This window comes from Streptomyces sp. (assembly GCF_019510245.1).
Classification (GTDB): domain Bacteria; phylum Actinomycetota; class Actinomycetes; order Streptomycetales; family Streptomycetaceae; genus Streptomyces.
Window position 1 is genome coordinate 1 of record NZ_JAEKKT010000450.1, and the last position, 4,076, is coordinate 4,076.

Annotated in this window: 4 protein-coding genes and 3 pseudogenes; 1 reads left to right on the top strand and 6 read right to left on the bottom strand. The window is 69.5% G+C overall.

Annotated elements, in window-relative coordinates:
- The 4 genes and pseudogenes from JF597_RS53830 to JF597_RS53845 form a co-directional block, all read right to left on the bottom strand.
- The coding region (locus JF597_RS53830; RefSeq protein WP_294014378.1) for a TetR/AcrR family transcriptional regulator at positions 1–247 on the bottom strand (247 nt) is incomplete at its 3' end.
- Between the two features lie 114 nt (positions 248–361).
- Positions 362–508 (bottom strand): annotated as a pseudogene (locus JF597_RS53835) (ABC transporter); the annotation flags it as partial.
- Between the two features lie 427 nt (positions 509–935).
- Positions 936–1,451, bottom strand: coding sequence for a hypothetical protein (locus JF597_RS53840; protein WP_294014380.1), 516 nt, complete (start codon positions 1,449–1,451; stop codon positions 936–938).
- Positions 1,452–1,509: 58 nt separating this feature from the next.
- The gene (locus tag JF597_RS53845) at positions 1,510–2,298 is read right to left on the bottom strand and encodes a metalloregulator ArsR/SmtB family transcription factor (RefSeq protein WP_294014384.1); all 789 of its coding nucleotides are present in this window, start codon (positions 2,296–2,298) and stop codon (positions 1,510–1,512) included.
- A gap of 164 nt (positions 2,299–2,462) precedes the next feature.
- On the opposite strand from JF597_RS53845, the pseudogene JF597_RS53850 reads away from it, so the two are divergent.
- Positions 2,463–3,079, top strand: a pseudogene (locus tag JF597_RS53850) (helix-turn-helix domain-containing protein).
- Between the two features lie 273 nt (positions 3,080–3,352).
- On the opposite strand, the pseudogene JF597_RS53855 reads toward JF597_RS53850, so the two are convergent.
- Positions 3,353–3,592, bottom strand: a pseudogene (locus tag JF597_RS53855) (aldehyde reductase); the annotation flags it as partial.
- A 186-nt stretch (positions 3,593–3,778) separates the two neighbouring features.
- Positions 3,779–4,076, bottom strand: a 298-nt coding sequence (locus JF597_RS53860; protein WP_294014382.1) for an aldo/keto reductase, incomplete at its 5' end; no start/stop codon positions are given.

Here is a 4,076-nt window from a genome sequence, read left to right on the forward strand (position 1 = left end):
GCTCGCGGGGCGAGCGGCCGTCGTCCGCGGGCGGCAGGAGCGCGGCCACGAAGTCAGCGGCGCGTTCCTCCAGGCTCGCGGCCAGCAGTTCGTCCTTGCTCTCGAACAGCTGGTACATGGAGCGCTTGGACACCCCCGCCGCCTTGCACAGCGCCTCGACACCGATGCCGACACCGTCTCGGTAGGTGAGCGTGGCCGCCGCCTCCAGCAGCCGCTCTCTGGGACTCGGCTTCACTTTGGTGGTCATACTGTGAGGTTAACTCGAATCGGACGAAAATAAAACCGATCGGTTTCCAGGAAGGCAGAGGCGGCGCCGTCCCGGGTGAGCCGTATGGATTTCGCCAGGCCGGGCCGCGGGCTTCTCGGGCTCAGTCTCGGCCGGGATGCGGTGCAGCCCCTTGCGGTCGTACCAGCCGGTCATACCGAAGCCGAAGACGGCGGCAAGTGCGAGGCCGACGGCCATCGTCACCCAGACCTGGGTCAGGCCGGCGTCGCCCTGTGCGTCGTAGCTCGGACTCCGCCAGGAAGCGGGCATGGAAGGGCGGTGCCCTCGGCGCCGGCGGCGTTCCGCCACCAGAAGCGCGTGTCGGTGTCGACGGTCGCGAGACACGGACTCGGCCAGGATGCGGGCATCTGGTCGGTGACGAAGCGGCGCGCTGGGCGGCGAAGCAGTGGGTGACGACCACCTCGCACACGGCGGCCAGGCTCGTGATCGTGTCCAAGGACCGGGTGAATGCGTCGATGCGGGCCAGACCTCCAAGAGCCCGAGAGCCTGGGCCTGGAGTGCAGTGGAGAACGCCGCCGCACTCAGGCCGTGGTGCTCGACCGGCCTGCGAAGGTGCGGGAGAGGACCTGCGCGGGCATAAGCCCATCACTATCGGCCGGTTCCCCGAACACCTCACTGACGAGCCGAGGTCAGGGTCGCTGTGACCTGGTCACCGCGGGGCCTCCGCACCGGCCCGGTCGGGAAGCAGGGCGAGGAGCTGTTTCGTGTGGCCGGGCAGTTCTGCCTCCGCCAGTCCGGTGACGATGTCGCGCAGCGACATGGGCTGATCGACCAGGAGGGTGTCGTTGGACAGGAGCAGTGCCGGCGCTACGGTACTGAGCTCGGCGTCGCTGAGCGCCGCACCTCCGGCGAGTGCACACAGGGCGGCCGCCTGGTCGTTGATGCGGTCCCGGAGCCCGGCGTTGCCGCCGGCGTGCGCGATGGTTCGCTCGATGGTCCAGGCGTCGAGGGCGATCCGGTTGTCGTACGTCGTGTTGGCCCCCGCTGCGACCCCCGCTACGGAGGCGATGGTGGCGGCGCTGATCAGAGAGACGTGCGCCAGGATCTGGTCGGCGTTCCACTCGCCTTCCGGCGGGGCGGGGTTGGGGTCGTCGGCGCTGGCCACCGTGGCGGCTGCGTCCAGCAGTGTGCGGTAGGCGTCCTGGAGTGGGGCGGTGTCCAGCATGTCTTGCACCTCTCTGTGCGAGCGGATGCGGAATGAACCGGAGGCGGAAAGTCGCGGCTCAGGTATGGGCGCGGGTCATCTCCCAGGGCGCCTGCGGCAGGACCTCGCCGGTCTCCAGCATCGACTTGAGGTTCGCCAGCACGGCCGGCCAGCCGGCCGAGATGCCGCCCAGCATCTCCTGGTTGGGGAGGTTCTCGTGGGTCACGGTGAGACGGACGATGTCCTGATGCGGTTCGACGAGAAAGGTGACGACGGACGGTTCTCCCGGCGATTCGGCATCGGGGGCGTCGTCAAAGGTGATGACCAGCCGGGTCGGGGGCTCTGCCTTCAGGACACGGCCCACCACGTCGATCTTGCCTGACCCGTCGACTCGCCGGTGTTCCCAGGCCGAGCCCGGCTGCCAGTCGGAGACGTTGGCGTGGCCCCAGTAGCGCGCCGTCAGGTCGGCGTCCGTCAGGGCTTGCCACACCTGCTCCGCACTGGCGCGGATGTAGGTGACGTATACGTAGTCCGGCACCGGTGTGGGTGCGTTGGTCATGGCGTACTCCTCTGCCTGGTGCTTGATGGCGCTGATCGCTTGCAGGCGGGGCTTGTCGAAGCCGGAGATCCAGCGCTCCTCGAGCTCGTGGATCGGGGCCGGGTTGAGGTAGTGGAGCCGCTCCCGGCCGCGCCGTACGACGGTGACGAGGTTGGCCCGCACGAGGATGTCCAGGTGCTGTGTCGCCGACTGGCGTGCCATGCCGAGGCGCTCGCACAGTTCGCGCAGAGTCTGCCCGTTCTGCTCGCGCAGCCGGTCGAGCAGGAGCCGCCGGGTGGGATCGGCCAGCGCCTTGAACACCGAGTCCATCGCTGCTGCTTCTAGGCTCACGTTCATCATTATGCAGGTATTCACCTGCCTATTGTCAAGGGCGAACGGTCGGGGGGCAGGGCGCCAGTCGATCAGGGGGAAGGTGCGCGGAGTGAGTCCTCACTCATTGACGGAGTGAGGACTCACTCCGTACACTCTTAGTCATGACAGCACCCAAGGAGAACCAGACCACCCGCCGCCGCGCCCCCGCCATGTCGCCGGAGCAGCGGCGCGCGATGATCATCCAGACCGCGATCCCACTGATCGCCGAGTACGGCGCCGCGGCGACGACCGCGAAGATCGCCCGAGCCGCAGGAATCGGCGAGGGAACGATCTTCCGGGTCTTCACCGACAAGGACGAGCTGCTGCGGGCCTGCATGGCCGAGGCACTCTCCCCCGAGCACGCGGTCCGCGAGCTCGACGCCATCGACGTATCCCAGCCCCTGCCCGACCGGCTCGCCGAGGCGGCCGAGGCACTGGCGGCGCACCTGGCCAGGATGGGCGCTGTCGCCGGCTCGCTGGGGCATGGCGGCGGCAAGCACGCCGGTACGGTGCGCGGCGCGGGCCGCACCGAGTCGACGCGACGACCCGTATCCGCGCGGCCCTCGCGGATCTGCTGGAGCCCGACAAGGCCGCCCTGCGACGGCCGCCGGAGCAGATCGCGGCCCTCTTCTTCGGGCTGCTCTTCATCCAGCCGCGTACGGATGACGAGCCCGACCTGACCCCACAGGAGCTGGTTGAGGTCTTCCTGCACGGGGCGCTCTCGGAAGACGCCAAGTAGGCATGAGGAGTAGGCGCCTGGGTGTGAGTGCTCGGCCGTGGAACGTGGACGACGACTTGCGGTTGCTGCTCAAGCCCCTGCAGCCGCCGTGACCTGAGCGGTCACCGGGGCCTCGCCCGGTGGATGACCAGCTGTAGGACTTGCCCGCCATCGGCGGTCCCTCGTCCGCGACATGACGCGGTCGGCATTGTCCAGTCGCCCAGGAGTCGGGCCGGATCGCGCCCCGGGACAAACGGGAGGTTGCCGCATCGGTCGGCTACGAGGAGGTCGTTTCCCGACGCCCTGGGCGAGGAGACTCTCGGCGGTCTCCGCGATCGTGTCCTCGAGGGGACGTGCCCGCCAATCGAGGAGCCGCTCGGCCTTGGCGCTTGTGGCGTCGAGATCCCGGCCAAGTTGGTGCTGCAGCAGTGGCAGTTCCGGGTTCACGCTGCTCAGAGCGCGTGCGAGCCATACGGGCAGTTCGCAGGTCGGGGCCTTGGCGGCGCGCTCACCCAGGCGGTCGCGCAGAATCCGCCGGCCCGAACGCGGTCTGTGGCGGACCCGGTCAGGCCCAGGTGGCTGACCCAGTTGTAGAGGGGCGAGTCGGGCGGGTCTGCCATGCGGCGGCGGTGATGAATGCAGCGAGCCAGGACACACGCGGGCCGAGGAGGATGAGGAGCGCTCCAGCGCGGGCGGCCGCGCCGGAGCGGACGATGGGGCTCACGCCAGCGCCATGCCGGGGACATGCTTGCGGATGGCCTCCAGCTCGGCCTCGTCGGAGATGCCCTGCCAGTCGTAGCGGGGGGTGTACGGGGTTTCCAGGGCGCGTACGTCGTCGTCGGTGAGCTCGATGTCGAGGGAGGCCACGGCCTCGTCGATCTGCGGGATCGAGCCCGCGCCGACCAGGGGTGCGGTCACGGCCGGCTGGCGGCGGAGCCAGGCGAGCGCGATCCGCGCACGGCTGACGTCGTGGGCGTCGGCGACCTGTCCGACCGCGTCGATGATCGCGCGGTTGGAC

What these genes read in the sequence shown, in the direction of transcription:
- JF597_RS53840 (WP_294014380.1), bottom strand. Translation starts at nt 1,451, where the DNA reads ATGCTGGACACCGCCCCACTCCAGGACGCCTACCGCACACTGCTGGAC.
- JF597_RS53845 (WP_294014384.1), bottom strand. Translation starts at nt 2,298, where the DNA reads ATGGACTCGGTGTTCAAGGCGCTGGCCGATCCCACCCGGCGGCTCCTG.